Raw genomic sequence first — 15322 nt, forward strand, 5'->3', positions numbered from 1 at the left:
CCACGGGCGGGCTATTCGAGCGATTGTTTGTCCCTCCTTCCTCGCACAATGTCGCCCAATGAGCATGATGCTCTACATGATTTCATGGGGTCGACATGTCCGGCGACAGTGACGCAGAAAAAACCGAAGAACCCACGGCGCGGCGCCTTGAAAAAGCCCGCGAAGAGGGACAGGTTGCCCGATCACGTGAGTTGACCACCTTTTTGATGCTGGCCGTCGGTGCCGGCGGCCTGGCCCTTTGCATGAGCTGGATGGGCGAGGTGCTCTCCGAGGTCATGAGTGATGGGTTGACCTTCGATGCCGACGTGGCCCGTGATCCGACTCGAATGATGATCAATGTCACGGCACTGGGCGGCCGAGCACTGCTGGCCATCGCACCGATCATGGGCATCATGGGGGCTGTGGCACTTCTGGCGCCCATGGCGCTCGGAGGATGGCTGTTTTCGACCAAATCCCTCAAGTTCGATGTCAAAAAGCTCAACCCTCTGTCGGGTCTCAAGCGGATGTTTTCCAGCCAGGTGCTGGCGGAGCTGGTCAAGACCATCGCCAAGTCGCTGCTGATCGCACTGGTGGCGGCCGGTTTCATCTACAGCCATCAGGGTCAACTGCTCGGGCTGGCCGGTGAGAGCCTTCAATCCGGCATGCGCCACATGCTGCTGATGGTGGTGTTCTGCTGCGCTCTGATTCTACTGGCCTTTATTTTTGTCATCGTGATCGATGTGCCCTACCAACTGTGGAGCCATACCAAAAAGCTGCGCATGAGCCGAGAGGACATTCGTCAGGAGCACAAGGAGTCCGAAGGCGACCCACAGGTCAAGGGGCGGATTCGCCAGCAGCAACAGGCAGCTGCGCGTCGGCGCATGATGAGCGAGGTGCCCAAGGCCGATGTCATCATCACTAACCCGACCCACTTCGCCGTAGCCCTGGCCTACAAGGACAATGAAATGGGGGCACCCCGGGTAGTGGCGAAGGGGGCCGACGCCGTTGCGGCCAAAATTCGCGAGCTGGGTCAGGAAAACCGCATTCCCTTTCTGGAAGCACCGGCACTGGCCCGCTCGCTCTACCGTCATGGTGAGCTGGGCAGGGAAATTCCCGCAGCTCTTTATACCGCTGTGGCCGAAGTGCTGGCCTGGGTGTATCAGATCCGGCGCTACCGCAGTGAGGGCGGCAAGGCACCACAGCGGCCCGGTCATATCGAAGTGCCCGAAGAGATGGCCTATACCCCGCAGGCATCGGATGACGACGATGATAATGAACAGTGATGCCCGGGCGCCAGGTCGCTCGTCCCGGCCGTTGAAACACCTATCTACCATGACAGGTCATTGCTGACATGAATGCATTGAGTGCGCTGTTTTCTCGTAATGGCCAGAATCAGGGCAACCAGCTGCTGTTTCTGGCCGGCCCTGTCCTGATCCTCATGATCCTGTCGATGATGGTGCTGCCGCTGCCACCATTTCTGCTCGACATGCTGTTCACCTTCAATATTGCGCTGTCGATCATGGTACTGCTGGTCAGCATGTTCACGACCAAGCCGCTGGAATTTGCCGCCTTCCCGGCGGTATTGCTGTTTTCAACCCTGCTGCGCCTGTCACTGAACGTTGCCTCGACCCGGGTGGTGCTGCTGGAAGGACACAATGGCGGTGATGCGGCAGGCAAGGTCATCGAGGCGTTTGCCGAATTTCTGGTCGGTGGTAACTTCGCCGTCGGTCTGGTGGTGTTCGTGATTCTGGTTGTCATCAACTTCATGGTCATTACCAAGGGGGCCGGCCGTATCGCGGAAGTCGGGGCCCGATTTACCCTGGATGCCATGCCCGGAAAGCAGATGGCCATTGATGCCGATCTCAATGCCGGCCTTATTGACGAAAAGCACGCGCGTGAACGGCGCAGCGAGATTGCTCAGGAAGCCGAGTTTTTCGGCTCCATGGATGGCGCCAGCAAGTTTGTACGCGGTGATGCCATCGCCGGCATCCTGATCATGGTGATCAACATCGTCGGCGGCCTTGTAGTCGGCGTGGCCCAGCATGGACTTTCTGTCGGAGACGCCGCTCATACCTATACGCTGCTGACCATCGGGGATGGTCTGGTTGGCCAGATCCCGGCCCTGATCATTTCGACCGCGGCGGGCGTCACGGTTTCGCGCGTCAATACCGAGCAGGATGTGGGCCAGCAGCTGCTGGGTCAGCTTTTCAACAATCCTCGTGTGCTCTATCTGGCTGCCGGGGTGATCGGTCTGCTGGGCATCATTCCCGGCATGCCCAATCTGGTGTTTCTGCTTTTCACCTCGATGCTGGGCGGTCTGGCCTGGTATTTGAGCAAGAAAAAGAGGGAAGCTGCCCTTGTCGAAGAGACGCAGCCGGCCCCGGCGGCCACGGCCGACAGTCATGAGGCCAGCTGGGACGACGTTCAGCTGGTGGACCCGCTCGGACTCGAGGTCGGTCATCGCCTGATTCCGCTGGTGGATCAGAATCAGGATGGCGAGCTTTTAAAGCGCATCAAGAGCCTGCGCAAGAAGTTTGCCCAGGAGGTAGGGTTCCTGCCGCCGGTGGTGCATATTCGCGACAATCTATCCCTGCAGCCCCAGCAGTATCGTATCGCGCTCAATGGCGTCCAGATCGGTGAAGGCGAGTCATGGCCGGGCCAGTATCTGGCCATCGATCCCGGCCAGGCGATGGGCAATCTTGAAGGTCGGGCGACCAGGGACCCGGCATTCGGATTGCCGGCCACATGGATTGATGCCAGCCAGCGCGATCAGGCTCAGATGCAGGGCTTTACCGTGGTAGATGCCAGCACGGTCGTGGCCACGCACCTGAACCATCTGCTGGGTGAGCATGCCAGTGAAATGATGGGGCGTAGCGAGGCGCAAAAACTGCTGGATCGACTGGCGAAGGAGTCGCCGAGTCTGGTCGAGGAGGTCGTGCCCAAGCTGATTTCGCTGACCACGCTGACCCGTATCCTCCAACAGCTGTTGTCGGAAGACGTTTCGATTCGCGATATGCGCACCATTGTCGATGCGCTGGCCGATCACGCCACACATACTACCGATGCCATGGAGCTGACGGCGGTCGCTCGATTGGCACTGGGTCGTGCCATTACGCAGCAGTATTTCCCGGGGCAGGAGCCTGCCGAAGTCATCAGCCTCGACGTCGATCTGGAAAAGATGTTGATGCAGGCACTCAACAACGGCGGCGCGCTGGAGCCGGGACTTGCCGATACGCTGATTCAACAGGCAGAAAGCGCCGTTCAACGCCAGGAAGAGCGCGGTCTGCCGGCGGTGCTGGTGGTACAGCACGGCGTACGCGCGCTGCTCTCGCGCTTTTTACGTCGACGCCTGCCTCGTCTGGTAGTGCTGTCACAGGCAGAAATTCCCGAGGAGCGCCAGATTCGTGTCACGGCCATTATCGGATCCCAGTCATGAACAAAAAATTTTGGTGGCACTGGTCCATGATGCTGACGATGCTGGTATCCCCGATAGTGTGGGCCGATGCCGGTGGGGCGGTCCCCATTCAGGTCAACCTTCCCGACATGGCGCAAAAGGGGTGGGAATATCGGGTAGCGTTGCCGCCAATCGATAGCGCCCCGATCGATGCCCTGATCACCGAGCTGTCGTGGGATTACGATATCTCTTCAAATGGCCCTGTGCCGGGCGTCTGGCTGTGCGCCTCAAGGCGCTGCATGACCCTGGACATGGCGCGCGGCAGTACTGATGCACTGGCGGGTGTGCCGGTCAGTACGCCGTTGATGCTGCGATTCGTTCTGCCGGGAGAGGGCATGTTGCAGCGCCCCGTACGCGGTGGTCAGGCGCAGGTGTTTGTTCATTATCGAAGGCTCGATCCATAGCGGATGGCGCCAGACATGAGGCGATCGGACAGGACAGCCGTCAGCGCTTTATCATATACCCCACGAGGAGCGACTCTGCTCAACAGGGTTCAAAGGCTGACGTATTCAAGGGACAGAGGAAGGGAAAGTCGGAAAATCCGGTGTGACTACAAGCCATAAATTAAAAGGGCCGCGCCATATTCATGGTGCGGCCCTCTCATATTGAATGCTCTAAAACGGTCAAGCGGCTCAGCCGACCAGATGCGTACTGGAGCGCCCAATCCTGTGCTGACGCCCGTTGGGGCCATACATGGTCATGCCGGCGGCAGTCTGCAGGAAGTTGAGCGCACGACTGTGAAAATCCAGCCGCCTTCCAATGACAAACCCGTTGAGGCGATTACGCTGTGCGGCCGCTTCGGTGCGTTCGATGACGCGCTGCCACAGCTCGTTGAGCTCGAGCCTGATGGCGGCGCGATCACTCGTGGCACGATCCGCGCTGAGGCCGCGGCTTTCCAGCAGGGTGCTTCTTGCCCGCTCTAGCTGATCGAGCCTGACCATTGCAGACCCTTTATGTTCACAGGTCTGAAGCAGGGCTTCGATATTAACCGGATGGCTGTCCAGAAGTTCGGCCTCGTGATCCAGCAGATCGATGAAGCGACCAAGCGCTTCATCGATCTGGGTCAGGATATTGGCGTAATCGTTCATCCACGTGTTCTCCAAAGGCATTCAAGCAAAGGGAGTGCCCTAGCCCTTGTTCGAAAGCAGCTCCTGCGCGCTTGCGATCAGGCCATCGGCGATTTTTCCGGTATCAACCTCAAAGCTGCCGTCGCGAATGGCCTGACGCAGTTCATTGACACGAACCGTATCAATGTCCTTTGAGCCATCATGAGCGCTGGAGGGTACCCAGCGCGTCGCGGCGCTTTGCTCATTTTTTGCGGTTTCCGGCGTGCTGGCGCGCGGTACCGACACCGGGCTGGCAATGCGGTTGATCGAATTATTACTGTCAATTTTCATCGTCATGCTCTCCGAAGCGCTCACTCGAATGAGCTGGTAAAGGGGCGCAGGCAAGCGCTGTTGTACCCATTATCGACACGGCAGGCCTGTTCTTTAACCTGTCTGCGTAACGAAAGGTGTCGAATGGATATCGAAGCGTAATTTTGCTGCCTTGTTGAACTAGTGAACCTCCACCAGTCCTTCGCGACTTGCCTCACCGTTGATCACGCTGCCAGAGGGCATTCTAACCCGAACACTTTCACCAAGGCCTGCATCATTCAATGCCTGGCCACTACTGCTGATCATGAAACCGTTGCCCCGAACCTGCAGGGCGACCTCGGCACCGCGCTTGATGAGCAATGGTGCCCTGACCATGCCTGCCTGAAGCGGCTGTCCCGCCGCAATGCGACGCTGTGATACCTGACCCACCAGCTGCGAGGCATCGGTAATCAGGCGACTGGAAAGCCGGGTCAGATCTCCTTCCTGCCAGTCAAGGTCGCTTTCCTGAATCACATCGCCCGGCATGATGTCTCGATTGAGCACCGGGTACTGACCATTGATGTGTACATAGGCCTGGAAGTAGCGGGTCTCCGGGGCATCCCCCGGGCAACGTACACCCACCGATGTACGGCCCGAGATCTTGCCGCCGCGCCCGGGCAGAAAGGCAGAGGGTGCCTGACAGGCCATGGAGGCAGCAGGGGATGGCGTAATCTCTATGGTGACCTCACCGCTTTCACCTGCAGTCTGTTCCAGTAAAAAACCCTCAATGACGTCATGAATGACCTGTTCGTTTGCCTGCGCCGACGCACAGGAAAGCCCTACCACGACCATGACAAGGGTCGCAACACGGTGGTAATGCCTGCGCGGTAGAAATGTAAATGGCAGTAACATTGAAAGGCCTGCTGTCATCAAACGGTTACCCGGATGCTGGGCATTCTAGAGAAGCGGCCAAAAAAATAGGGCTCGAAATAACCCCTAAAAAGCGGCCTTTTCATTCAATGGTGAAGGTTGCGGGCTCTCTATGCTGCGCTCATTCCAAAAGGTAAAAGAAAGTAACCTTTGTTGTCTTTTTGATTCATGGCGCAATGGAGCGACCCCCATGATCGATCGGCTCAATGCCTCACTCAACGTTATGCAGCAGTCCCTCAATCTGCGTGCCCAGCGTCAGGAAGTACTGTCAGCCAACATCGCCAACGCTGACACCCCCGGCTACAAGGCACGCGATTTTGACTTCCGGACCGAGCTGGATCGCGTCGTCAATCAGGGACGTGCAGAAGGGCAGAACGGGCTGTCACTGAGCATGACTTCCAGTCGCCACATTCCGGCGCAGACCAGCGGCGGTGCAGGCGGGATCGATTTGATGTATCGCAATCCGACTCAGCCGAGTCTGGATGGCAATACGGTCGACATGGATATGGAGCGCGTCAACTTTGCAGATAACGCCGTGCACTACCAGGCCGACGTCCAGTTTCTGACCAGTCGATTGCAGGGCCTGAAAAACGCCATGCAGCGCGAGTCCTGATAACCGACAGGAGAGAAGTCGATGAGTCTTTTCAGCGTTTTCAACATTTCAGGATCGGCACTTTCTGCGCAGTCGCAGCGTATGAACGTGACCGCCAGCAACCTTGCCAACGCCGATAGCGTGGCCGGGCCGGATGGTCAGCCCTATCGTGCCAGGCAACTGACCTTTGAAATGGCCAGCGAGCCCGGTCAGCAGGTCGGCGGTGTGCGCGTGGCCGGCATCAGTGAAGACCAGAGTGAGTTCCGGCGTCTTTATGATCCGAAAAACCCGGCGGCCGATGATCAGGGATACGTCAGCATGCCCAACGTGGATACCACGTCTGAAATGGTCAACATGATTTCGGCCGCGCGCTCGTATCAGGCCAACGTCGAAGTCCTCAACACCAATAAATCACTGATGCTCAAGACGCTGACGCTGGGTCAGTAAATCGGATCATCAAGGAGTAAATCATGGCAATTGACAGCTCTCTGGTGAGCAGGGTTAACGGCACTGCAGCGGCAGCAGGCACCAGCGGTGGCAAGGGCGTGGGGTCAACCAGCGCCAGTGATCTGGGTGATGAGTTCATGAGCCTGCTGGTGGCACAGCTCAAGAATCAGGATCCACTTAATCCTACAGATAACTCCGAATTCACCGCGCAGATTGCGCAGATCAATACGGTCAGCGGGATCGACAAGCTTAACAACACGCTGTCCAGCATTACGGGACAGATTGATGCCTCGCAGAAACTGCAGGCTGGCGCCATGGTCGGCCGTGGCGTGCTGGTGGAAGGCAACAAGGTTCAGGTGGGCAAGGACACCGTACTGCCCTTTGGTATCGAGCTTGACGATGATGCGGCCAAAGTGACGGCCACCATTACCGATGGCTCGGGTCGTACCATCAATCAGTACGATCTTGGTGCACTCAAAGCCGGTGTTCAGTCCTTCAACTGGGACGGTAACGATGACAGCAAGGCGCGCGTTGAAGATGGTACCTATCAGGTCACCATTGCGGCGACCGATGCCAGTGGTCGAGCCGTTGCCTCACGTCCGCTTCAATATGGCTACGTGAGTGGGGTGATGACCAGTGATAACACCACGAAGCTGGATCTGGGCCCCAATATGGGCAGTGTCGCCTTCAACGACGTCAAACAGATCCTGTAACGCACCACCGGGCGCGGTGTGCGCGTCCTGATGATCCATCCGGCAGGCGCCGGTGAGACGACTTTCAATCAGAGGATGAACCATGGCTTTTACACAGGGCGTCAGTGGCCTTAACGCAGCTTCCAGTCAGCTGGATACCATCGGCCACAACATTGCCAACTCACAGACCGTCGGCTTCAAGAAAAGCCGTACCGAGTTTGCGGATCTCTACGCGGGCGCCAAGGCCGGTCTTGGTGTGCAGGTCTCCGGCATTACACAGGGCTTTTCCCAGGGGGCGTTGGAAACGACCGACCGTAATCTTGACCTGGCCATTGATGGCGGCGGCTTCTTCCGTCTGACCGACGGTCAGCAGACCACCTATTCACGCAACGGCCAGTTCCAGATGGATGCCAACGGCTTTCTGGTCAACAATACCGGCGGCAGGCTGACGGGTTACCCGGTTGACGATCCTGCATCTGCCAATCCGGTGGTTCTGGCCGGGGCGCAGCCGGTCGCGCTGCAAGTGGCTCAGGGCGATCTGGACGCCAGCGCCACGACCAGTGGCAACATGACCTTTAACCTGGATTCGACCGATACGGCCAGGGTCAATGCCAATGGTGATGCGATCGCTTTCGATGCAGATAATCCGAAAAGCTATAACTGGCAGACGTCACTGACAACTTATGACTCGCAGGGTAATGCCCAGCAGGTCAACATGTACTTCGTGAAATCGGCGACTGATAGCAATTCCTGGACTGTTCATGCTCTTAACAAGGGCAATGAGGTGGGGACTTCCAATCTGGCGTTCAATGAAAACGGCAAGATTACCGGGGGAGATACGCTGAATCTGGCCATCAATCCGGGTAACGGTGCGGCTCAGATCAATGCCAACATCGACCTGTCCAGCGTTACCCAGAACAGCGGCAGCTTCGTGGTCAAGGCAGCGGGTCAGAATGGTTACGCCGCGGGCAGCCTGACCGGCATCTCGATTGCCGATAACGGCGACGTACTGGGCAACTACTCCAACAACCAGAGTCGTGCGCTGGGCCGAGTGGCACTGGCCAGCTTCACCAATGAGCAGGGGCTGCGACCGGATGGCAACAATGCCTGGGTGGCCACAACCAATTCCGGTCAGGAGCTTCTGGGCAGCGCCGGCACCGGTCAGCTGGGCTCGCTGCTGTCGGGTACGCTTGAAAACTCCAACGTCGATCTGGCCTCGGAGCTGGTCACCATGATCGTGGCGCAGCGCAACTATCAGGCCAACTCGCAGACCATCAAGACGCAGGATCAGATCCTGCAGACCATGGTCAGTCTGCGTTAAACCTTCAGCCTGCATCAAAAAAGACCGGCCTCTGGCCGGTTTTTTATTGGGCGCTGCCAGCAGGCAAAGAAATACGACCTTTCTCGTGCCTTTCTTGTGACTTTAAGAAAGTGACTTTGCGTGTTTACTAGGTGTCACAAAGAGCCGGCCTTCAGTTACACCTGAAAAGACCGGTCGGGATACTTCTCAAGCTTTCCGGAGCGGGTCATGGACAGAATCATCTATACCGCCATGTCGGGCGCCAAACAGAGTCTGGAGCGGCAGTCCGCCGTTGCCAACAACATGGCCAATGTCTCGACCAGCGGCTTTCGCGCCGAACTCAGCGCCGCTCGTGCGGTGCCGGTCAATGGGGCAGGCCATGCTACTCGCGCCATTACGTCGGACTCAACGCCGGGCTCTGATTTTACGCCGGGCTCTTTCACCACCACGGGCCGTGCACTGGACGTGGCCATCAACGGTGATGGCTGGCTGGCGGTACAGGCCGGCAATGGTGACACGGCCTATACCCGTAACGGCGCGTTGCAGGTCGATGCGACCGGGCTTCTGATGTCGCAGGGTCGGCCGGTCATGGGGGAGGACGGCCCCATTGTCGTGCCGCTCAATGCCGAGGTGTCGATTGCCGGTGATGGCACCATCTCTGCCCGTGAGGTCGGCACTCAGGTGCAGGCCGAAGTCGGCCGGCTGATGCTGGCCAGCAACGCTGACGGGCGTATGGCGCGACGCGATGATGGTCTGTTTGGTGCCTGGAATGCGCAGGGTGGCCCGATGGCCGGCCTGCCGCGTGACGAAAATGTTCAGGTGGTCAGCGGCACGCTCGAAGGCAGCAACGTCAACCCGACCGAAGCCATGGTGGCCATGATCGACACGGCGCGCCGTTTCGAGATGAACATGAAAGTGCTGACGACGGCCGATGAGAACGATCAACGCGCCAACTCGCTGCTGTCGATGAATTGATAGCGCCGGGCCATTTCGGCCCTGCACCGATATTTGATGTCACCGGGCACCGCCCGATGCGTGGAGAAAACGATGATCAACGCCCTCTGGATTGCCAAGACCGGTCTTGATGCCCAGCAGACCAACATGGACGTCATTTCCAATAACCTGGCCAACGTCTCGACCAATGGCTTCAAGCGTTCGCGCGCGGTATTCGAGGATCTGCTGTATCAGAACCTGCGTCAGCCGGGGTCAATGTCATCGGTTCAGACCAATCTGCCTTCCGGCCTTCAGATCGGTACCGGTGTGCGCGCCGTTGCCACCGAGCGTCTGCATACCCAGGGCAATCTGGAGCAGACCGGCAATACCAAGGATGTCGCGATTCGTGGTGATGGCTTTTTCGCCGTTCAGATGCCTGATGGTACCAACTCCTTTACCCGGGATGGCGCCTTTCAGGTCAATCAGGATGGTCAGCTGGTCACGGCCAACGGTTTCCCGATCGATCCGGGTATCGTGATTCCACCCAACGCACTGTCGGTATCGATCGCCAATGACGGCATGGTGTCTGTCACCGTGCCCGGGGCGGCCGCCAGCCAGCCGGTTGGCCAGCTGCAGCTGACGACCTTTATCAATCCGACCGGTCTGGAAAGCATCGGCGACAATCTCTACCGCGAGACGGACGCATCGGGACCGCGCAACGACAGTATCCCCGGCAACAACGGTGCCGGCACGCTTTATCAGGGCTTTGTGGAAACCTCCAACGTCAACGTGGTGGAGGAAATGGTCAACATGATCGAGACACAGCGCTCCTATGAAATCAACTCCAAGGCCGTGTCGACCGTCGATCAGATGCTGGGCCGTCTGACCCAGCTCTGACAGGAAATATCAATGCACTCGCGCAGGGGTAACCGGGGATCAATGATGCGAAACATGCCCGTCTGGAAGCTGTTGCTGGTGATCTGCATGGCCATGACCATGGTGGCCTGCGCCCAGATCCCGCGGCAAAACGTGGTAGAAGGCCCGACAACGGCACCGCCTCAGCTTCCGCCCATGCCGGTCGCCAATGGCTCGATCTATCAGAGTAACTACACGCGACCCCTGTTCGAGGATCGTCGCCCACGCGGTGTAGGCGACATTCTGACCATTGTGCTCAATGAAAACGTCAGTGCCACGAAAAGCTCCGCGGCCAATGCCTCGCGTAATGGCAACACCGCCCTGGGCCTTGAAGCTACGCCTCGGGTCATTGGTGGGTTGCTGGATGGACAGACGACCAGTCTCTCCGGTGCCACGACCTTTCAGGGGCAGGGGGGCGCCAACGCGTCCAACACCTTTACCGGCACGATCACGACCACGGTCATGAACGTGCTGCCCAACGGCAACTTCCAGGTCGCCGGTGAAAAGCGCATCGGGATCAATCAGGGCACCGAGTACATCCGTTTTTCGGGTACCGTCAATCCGCGCACGATTACCGGTCTCAATACCGTGCCTTCCACCCAGGTGGCAGACGCTCGCCTTGAATACTACGGCGATGGTTATATCAACGAGGCGCAGACCATGGGCTGGCTGCAACGCTTTTTCCTCAACATCTCACCGTTCTGATTCGGACAGGAGCACCTGACGATGTCGATGATAAAATCTGCTTCCCGGCGCTGGGCCATGCTGTTGCTGGGCTGCTGGGCGCTGATCGGTATGGCCTGTCAGGCTCAGGCCGCACGTCTGGGCGATATCGCTACGTTTGAAGGCGTACGCTCCAACCCGTTGGTGGGCTATGGCCTGGTGGTCGGTCTGGACAATACCGGTGACCAGACCATGCAGGCGCCGTTTACCGGACAGTCAGTGACCAACATGCTCTCCGAGCTGGGCGTGACGGTTCCGGCCGGCACCAACATGCAGCTCAAGAACGTGGCTGCCGTCATGGTCACGGCCGAGCTGCCGCCGTTTTCAAGTCCGGGACAGAAGCTGGATATCACGGTTGCCTCCGTGGGCAACGCACGCAGCCTGCGAGGCGGCACACTGCTGATGACGCCGCTCAAGGGTGCCGATGGTCAGATCTACGCTCTGGCGCAGGGCAACATGGTCATTCCCGGTATCAGCGCCCAGGCGGCCGGCAGCAGCGTTCAGGTCAACCAGACGGCTTCCGGTCGTATCCCGGCCGGCGCGATCATCGAGCGTACTGTTCCCGCGCAGCTGGCAGAGCAGGGGCGTATCAACCTCGAGCTCAAGGATGCCGACTTCAATACTGCGCTGCGCACCATGAATGCCATCAACACCGCCATGGGCGAGGGCGTTGCGGTGGCGCAGAATTCACGGGTGATCTCGCTGGCGGCGCCGCTGGACAGCGCTTCGAAGGTCTCCTTCCTCGCGCGAGTGCAGAACATTGATATTGCCCCGGGGGTGGTCACACCCAGGGTGGTGATCAACGCGCGTACCGGCTCGATTGCCATGAACACGCGCGTGACGCTTGATCGGGCCGCAATCGCCCATGGCAATCTGTCGATTACGATCGATTCCAACCCCATAATCAGCCAACCGAATGCGCTGTCGGGCGGGCAGACTGCAGTGGTACCCAACGCCGATATCAACGTGCAGGAAGAGTCGGGCGCGCTGAATATCGTCAGCGGTGAAGCCGATCTGAGTCAGGTGGTGGATGCCCTCAATCGTCTGGGCGCGACGCCCAACGATCTGATGGCCATCCTGCAGGCGCTGAAGTCGGCCGGGGCGCTCAACGCGGATCTGGAGATCATCTGATGGCAGTGGACAGCCGGGGCAGTTTCGCACTCGATGTGCAGGGGCTTTCGAAGCTCAAATACAGTGCTCGGGACAATCCCGAGGAGAGTCTCAAGGAGACCTCAAAGCAGTTTGAGGCGCTGTTTCTGCAAAAGATGCTGAAAAGCATGCGCGATGCCATGCCCAAAAGCGATCTGCTTCAGAGCGACAGCATGGATACCTATACCAAAATGCTGGATCAGCAATGGGCGCAGAATCTTTCCGAGCAGGGTATCGGGCTGTCCGACATGATGGTCAAAAAGCTGTCGAAAAAGGATGAAGCCCAGGATCCTGACCCGTCACCCAATGCTTCCCTGGAAACGCTGCGGGCACAGTCACGCAATATTCCCTCGGCGCTGGCCGTGCCGCTCAGTGACGAGCAGCTCAAGCGCAACGCCGATCTTGAAGCGAGCAGCAGTGTGGCCGGGCCCGCCGAGCAGCCGCGGCAGGGGCCTCTGATCGAGGGCTATGCCTCGCTGGGCAGTGGTCTGCAGGCACGTCACGACCATCAGACCATGATGGCGGACGTTGCTCCCCACGTGTCTTCGTTTGTCACAAAAATGGGCTCTGCGGCGCGTGCCGTCAGCGAGCGTACCGGCATCCCGCACCAGCTGATTCTGGCACAGGCTGCCCTTGAGACCGGCTGGGGGGCGAAGGAAATTCGCACCAGCGACGGCCAGGCCAGCCATAACCTTTTCAATATCAAGGCGACCGGTAGCTGGCAGGGTGATCGAGCCAGCGTCACGACCACCGAGTTCGAGGCGGGCACGGCACGCAAGGAACGTGCGGCCTTTCGCGTCTATGACTCCTATGAAGCTGCCTTCTCCGACTATGCACGGCTTTTGACCGACAACCCACGCTATCAGCCGGTGCTTGATGCACGTACGCCTGAAGCCGCTGCGCATGCGCTGCAGGACTGTGGCTATGCCACCGACCCCCGCTATGGCGACAAGCTGGTGGCCATCATGGCGCAAATGCCTGATGACAATGCCGGGGCCTCTCGTTCTCTGTATGCGGCGCGCACCCAGAGTCGTCAGGAAAGCGACATATCGCCAGTGGCGCAGCAGCGTGCCGCCATGGCTTATGCCACCGAAAACGAGGCCAGCAGAATTTTTTGATGCGCTGGAACTGCAGCGCGTTGTCTAAAATTTTCCGGCCATCGGCCGATAGTACATGACAGATAACACCCTTAAGGGCGCGTGCGAGGAAATATCATGTCCGGTTCACTGATGGGGTCAGCGCTGAGCGGGCTGCGAGCCGCCCAGATTGGCCTGAATACGACAAGCAACAACATTGCCAACGTTAATACCGAAGGCTATAACCGCCAGATCACCGGGCTTGCCGAATCCAAAGGGACCAGTGCCGGTGGCCTTTTTGCCGGTAGTGGCGTCAGTGTTACCGGCGTGCAGCGCCAGTATGAACAGTATCTCAGCACCCAGCTCAATGATGCCAACAGTGAGCTGGGGGCCAGCACGTCGCATCTGTCCCAGATCTCCCAGATCGACAATCTGCTGGGCGATGGCGATGCCGGTCTCAACAAGCAGATGCAGTCCTTTTTCAAGGGCGTGCAGACCATGGCCAATAATCCGGCCGATACGTCGGCGCGTCAGGCCATGCTGGGCAATGCCGAGAGCATGACAGCGCAGTTCCGCGCGACCGACAGCTATCTGAAAAACATGTCGGACAACACCGTGGCGCAGATGGGTGGTGTGGTTGACGAGATCAACAGCTATTCAAAGCAGATTGCCACGCTCAACGTCCAGATCACCCAGACCCAGGCCAAAACCGGTACGCCGCCCAACGACATGCTGGATCAGCGTGATCTGGCGGTGGCAAAGCTTAGCAAGCTCACCGGGGTCTCGGTGGTCAATCAGGACGGCCAGTACACGGTGTCGCTGTCGACCGGTCAGCCGCTGGTCTCGGGCAAGCAGGTACAGTCGCTGCAGATGGTGGCCTCGGAAGATGATCCAACCCGTCAGGTCGTGGCTCTCAAGGGGAGTGACGGCAATCTCTTCGAACTGGATGAAAGCAGACTGACGGGCGGCACCCTGGGCGGACTGGTGCAGTTTCGCAGCCAGTCGCTTGAGCCTACCCAGCTGCGTGTGGATCAGATCGCCCATGCACTGGCGACCAGCGTCAACGATATTCAGACCAGCGGTTTTGATCTGGACGGTGATGCCGGCAAGGCACTGTTCACTGCCAGTACGCCCACGGTTGTGGCCAGCAGCGCCAACAGTAGCGCCGGCATGCCATCCGTATCGTTTACAGATGACGTTTCGAAGGTGGCTGCCAGCAACTACAAGCTGACGGCGAACAGCAACGAAACCACCGGCTACTCCTTGACGCGTCTGGATAACGGTCAGTCGGTCAATGCGGCAGATGTTGGTCTCGAGATCGATTTCCCCGCAGGTCTGACCAACGGCGATAGTTTTGTGATCAAACCGCTGGATAACGCCGCGAGCCGGTTGAGTGTCAGCGGCGACATGACGCCAGAAGGCATTGCAGCGCGTGGCAGTCAGAATGAGGGTGTACGTGGTAACAGCAACGCGCTGGCCATGGCCAATATCCAGAACGAAAAGCTGATCAACGGCAGCACCAGCCTGAATACGGCCTATGCCTCGATGGTCAGCGATGTCGGCAACAAAACGGCCACGCTCAAGAGCAGCAACGCCGCCCAGACCCAGATTTCCCAGGAGCTCAAGAGCGCTCAGCAGTCGGTATCAGGCGTCAATATCGATGAAGAAGCGGCCAACATGCTCAAGTACCAGCAGCTTTACAGTGCCAGTGCGCAGATGATCCGGGCTTCCTCGGAGATGTTTGACTCACTGATCGGCATCATGCGCTAAGAGGATA

Annotated in this window: 16 protein-coding genes; 13 read left to right on the forward strand and 3 right to left on the reverse strand. The window is 58.6% G+C overall.

Features of this window, described 5'->3' with window-relative positions; translation table 11 throughout:
* The first annotated feature begins 95 nt into the window (after window positions 1–95).
* The 3 genes from flhB to BM079_RS00105 all read left to right on the forward strand — a co-directional run bounded on the left by flhB (window position 96) and on the right by BM079_RS00105 (window position 3837).
* Window positions 96–1262 (forward strand): flagellar biosynthesis protein FlhB, encoded by a 1167-nt coding sequence (flhB, locus tag BM079_RS00095; RefSeq protein WP_090129606.1) that lies wholly within the window; start codon window positions 96–98, stop codon window positions 1260–1262.
* 68 nt (window positions 1263–1330) lie between these two features.
* Window positions 1331–3415 carry a flagellar biosynthesis protein FlhA gene (flhA, locus tag BM079_RS00100; RefSeq protein ID WP_090129608.1) on the forward strand — a complete coding sequence of 695 codons (2085 nt, stop codon included), beginning with the start codon at window positions 1331–1333 and terminating at the stop codon, window positions 3413–3415.
* Window positions 3412–3837: a flagellar protein FlhE gene (locus BM079_RS00105; protein ID WP_090129610.1), complete on the forward strand. Its 426-nt coding sequence runs from the start codon at window positions 3412–3414 to the stop codon at window positions 3835–3837. Before flhA ends, BM079_RS00105 begins: the two co-directional genes overlap by 4 nt.
* A 228-nt stretch (window positions 3838–4065) precedes the next feature.
* On the opposite strand, the gene BM079_RS00110 is transcribed toward BM079_RS00105, so the two are convergent.
* The 3 genes from BM079_RS00110 to flgA all read right to left on the reverse strand — a co-directional run bounded on the left by BM079_RS00110 (window position 4066) and on the right by flgA (window position 5700).
* On the reverse strand, window positions 4066–4521 hold the full coding sequence (locus BM079_RS00110) for a flagella synthesis protein FlgN (RefSeq protein ID WP_175489537.1): 456 nt from the start codon (window positions 4519–4521) through the stop codon (window positions 4066–4068).
* Window positions 4522–4560: 39 nt separating this feature from the next.
* The gene (gene flgM, locus BM079_RS00115; protein WP_175489538.1) at window positions 4561–4830 is read right to left on the reverse strand and encodes a flagellar biosynthesis anti-sigma factor FlgM; all 270 of its coding nucleotides are present in this window, start codon (window positions 4828–4830) and stop codon (window positions 4561–4563) included.
* Between the two features lie 159 nt (window positions 4831–4989).
* Window positions 4990–5700 (reverse strand): flagellar basal body P-ring formation chaperone FlgA, encoded by a 711-nt coding sequence (gene flgA / locus BM079_RS00120; RefSeq protein WP_175489539.1) that lies wholly within the window; start codon window positions 5698–5700, stop codon window positions 4990–4992.
* A 208-nt stretch (window positions 5701–5908) separates the two neighbouring features.
* Here flgA and flgB point away from each other — a divergent pair, with 208 nt between their 5' ends.
* From flgB to flgK, 10 genes are all read left to right on the forward strand, one after another.
* Complete coding sequence (gene flgB, locus BM079_RS00125) at window positions 5909–6331, forward strand: flagellar basal body rod protein FlgB (RefSeq protein WP_090129618.1); 423 nt, start codon at window positions 5909–5911, stop codon at window positions 6329–6331.
* Window positions 6332–6352: 21 nt separating this feature from the next.
* On the forward strand, window positions 6353–6757 hold the full coding sequence (gene flgC, locus BM079_RS00130; RefSeq protein ID WP_090129621.1) for a flagellar basal body rod protein FlgC: 405 nt from the start codon (window positions 6353–6355) through the stop codon (window positions 6755–6757).
* A gap of 23 nt (window positions 6758–6780) precedes the next feature.
* Window positions 6781–7470 (forward strand): flagellar hook assembly protein FlgD, encoded by a 690-nt coding sequence (locus BM079_RS00135; RefSeq protein ID WP_175489540.1) that lies wholly within the window; start codon window positions 6781–6783, stop codon window positions 7468–7470.
* A gap of 82 nt (window positions 7471–7552) precedes the next feature.
* On the forward strand, window positions 7553–8770 hold the full coding sequence (gene flgE / locus BM079_RS00140) for a flagellar hook protein FlgE (protein ID WP_090129625.1): 1218 nt from the start codon (window positions 7553–7555) through the stop codon (window positions 8768–8770).
* A gap of 207 nt (window positions 8771–8977) precedes the next feature.
* Window positions 8978–9724, forward strand: a complete 747-nt coding sequence (gene flgF, locus BM079_RS00145) for a flagellar basal-body rod protein FlgF (protein WP_090129627.1) — start codon at window positions 8978–8980, stop codon at window positions 9722–9724.
* A gap of 72 nt (window positions 9725–9796) precedes the next feature.
* Window positions 9797–10579: a flagellar basal-body rod protein FlgG gene (flgG, locus tag BM079_RS00150; protein WP_090129629.1), complete on the forward strand. Its 783-nt coding sequence runs from the start codon at window positions 9797–9799 to the stop codon at window positions 10577–10579.
* Between the two features lie 54 nt (window positions 10580–10633).
* The gene (locus BM079_RS00155) at window positions 10634–11302 is read left to right on the forward strand and encodes a flagellar basal body L-ring protein FlgH (protein ID WP_245742774.1); all 669 of its coding nucleotides are present in this window, start codon (window positions 10634–10636) and stop codon (window positions 11300–11302) included.
* A gap of 21 nt (window positions 11303–11323) precedes the next feature.
* Window positions 11324–12451 carry a flagellar basal body P-ring protein FlgI gene (locus BM079_RS00160; RefSeq protein ID WP_380059473.1) on the forward strand — a complete coding sequence of 376 codons (1128 nt, stop codon included), beginning with the start codon at window positions 11324–11326 and terminating at the stop codon, window positions 12449–12451.
* The gene (gene flgJ / locus BM079_RS00165; RefSeq protein ID WP_090129633.1) at window positions 12451–13587 is read left to right on the forward strand and encodes a flagellar assembly peptidoglycan hydrolase FlgJ; all 1137 of its coding nucleotides are present in this window, start codon (window positions 12451–12453) and stop codon (window positions 13585–13587) included. Before BM079_RS00160 ends, flgJ begins: the two co-directional genes overlap by 1 nt.
* Before the next feature lie 96 nt (window positions 13588–13683).
* A complete protein-coding gene (flgK, locus tag BM079_RS00170; protein WP_090129635.1) occupies window positions 13684–15315 on the forward strand; it encodes a flagellar hook-associated protein FlgK in 1632 nt (543 codons plus the stop codon).
* Window positions 15316–15322 lie beyond the last annotated feature (7 nt).

It is taken from the genome of Kushneria avicenniae, assembly GCF_900112585.1.
Lineage (GTDB): Bacteria > Pseudomonadota > Gammaproteobacteria > Pseudomonadales > Halomonadaceae > Kushneria > Kushneria avicenniae.

What these genes read in the sequence shown, in the direction of transcription:
- BM079_RS00135 (WP_175489540.1), top strand. Translation starts at nt 6,781, where the DNA reads ATGGCAATTGACAGCTCTCTGGTGAGCAGGGTTAACGGCACTGCAGCG.
- BM079_RS00160 (WP_380059473.1), top strand. Translation starts at nt 11,324, where the DNA reads ATGTCGATGATAAAATCTGCTTCCCGGCGCTGGGCCATGCTGTTGCTG.
- flgK (WP_090129635.1), top strand. Translation starts at nt 13,684, where the DNA reads ATGTCCGGTTCACTGATGGGGTCAGCGCTGAGCGGGCTGCGAGCCGCC.
- flgM (WP_175489538.1), bottom strand. Translation starts at nt 4,830, where the DNA reads ATGAAAATTGACAGTAATAATTCGATCAACCGCATTGCCAGCCCGGTG.
- flgG (WP_090129629.1), top strand. Translation starts at nt 9,797, where the DNA reads ATGATCAACGCCCTCTGGATTGCCAAGACCGGTCTTGATGCCCAGCAG.
- flgA (WP_175489539.1), bottom strand. Translation starts at nt 5,700, where the DNA reads ATGTTACTGCCATTTACATTTCTACCGCGCAGGCATTACCACCGTGTT.
- flgJ (WP_090129633.1), top strand. Translation starts at nt 12,451, where the DNA reads ATGGCAGTGGACAGCCGGGGCAGTTTCGCACTCGATGTGCAGGGGCTT.
- flhA (WP_090129608.1), top strand. Translation starts at nt 1,331, where the DNA reads ATGAATGCATTGAGTGCGCTGTTTTCTCGTAATGGCCAGAATCAGGGC.
- flhB (WP_090129606.1), top strand. Translation starts at nt 96, where the DNA reads ATGTCCGGCGACAGTGACGCAGAAAAAACCGAAGAACCCACGGCGCGG.
- flgC (WP_090129621.1), top strand. Translation starts at nt 6,353, where the DNA reads ATGAGTCTTTTCAGCGTTTTCAACATTTCAGGATCGGCACTTTCTGCG.
- BM079_RS00110 (WP_175489537.1), bottom strand. Translation starts at nt 4,521, where the DNA reads ATGAACGATTACGCCAATATCCTGACCCAGATCGATGAAGCGCTTGGT.
- BM079_RS00155 (WP_245742774.1), top strand. Translation starts at nt 10,634, where the DNA reads ATGCCCGTCTGGAAGCTGTTGCTGGTGATCTGCATGGCCATGACCATG.
- flgB (WP_090129618.1), top strand. Translation starts at nt 5,909, where the DNA reads ATGATCGATCGGCTCAATGCCTCACTCAACGTTATGCAGCAGTCCCTC.
- BM079_RS00105 (WP_090129610.1), top strand. Translation starts at nt 3,412, where the DNA reads ATGAACAAAAAATTTTGGTGGCACTGGTCCATGATGCTGACGATGCTG.
- flgF (WP_090129627.1), top strand. Translation starts at nt 8,978, where the DNA reads ATGGACAGAATCATCTATACCGCCATGTCGGGCGCCAAACAGAGTCTG.
- flgE (WP_090129625.1), top strand. Translation starts at nt 7,553, where the DNA reads ATGGCTTTTACACAGGGCGTCAGTGGCCTTAACGCAGCTTCCAGTCAG.